Raw genomic sequence first — 514 nt, 5'->3', positions numbered from 1 at the left:
GACCGCGCCGCCATTGGTGTTGCGGCCATAGAGCGTGCCTTGAGGTCCGCGCAGCACCTCTACCTGCGCCAGGTCGAAGAAGCCGGCCATCTGGGCTAGGGGCGAGCCGATATAGACCCCATCGACATAGACGCCCACGCCGCTGGAGGCATTGGGATTGAAGTCGCTGAGGCCCACGCCGCGAATGAAGATCTTTGGATTGGCGGCCGCGTCATTGGCGCTGATCCGCAGGCCCGGCGCCATGTTGTTGAGCCCCATGACATTGCCGACGCCGCGCGCGGCCAGGGTGTCGGCGGTCAAGGCCGTGACCGAAACCGGCACATCCTGCAGGTTCTCGGCGCGTTTCTGGGCGGTGACGACGATCTCGGCGATCGCCGTGTCGCTGTCGGTGGGCGCCGCCGTCTGGGCTGAAGCAAGGCCCGTCGAAAGCGCCAACATGGCGCAGCCCATGAACATAGCCGCTTTCATTTTCCAGTCCCCTAAGCCCGGTGCTTCGACCGGTGCGTCACATTAC

Annotated in this window: 1 protein-coding gene; it reads right to left on the bottom strand. The window is 65.0% G+C overall.

Annotated elements, in window-relative coordinates:
- Positions 1 to 468, bottom strand: a 468-nt coding sequence (locus tag ACP7BX_RS30875) for a TonB-dependent receptor plug domain-containing protein (protein WP_426197827.1), incomplete at its 3' end; no start/stop codon positions are given.
- Between the last annotated feature and the right edge of the window lie 46 nt (positions 469 to 514).

Source organism: Pseudomonas sp. DWP3-1-3b3 (assembly GCF_049896305.1).
Classification (GTDB): domain Bacteria; phylum Pseudomonadota; class Gammaproteobacteria; order Pseudomonadales; family Pseudomonadaceae; genus Aquipseudomonas; species Aquipseudomonas azotoformans_A.
Note: the sequence above shows the minus strand (reverse complement) of the source record. Positions and strands in the feature narration are given on the sequence as shown.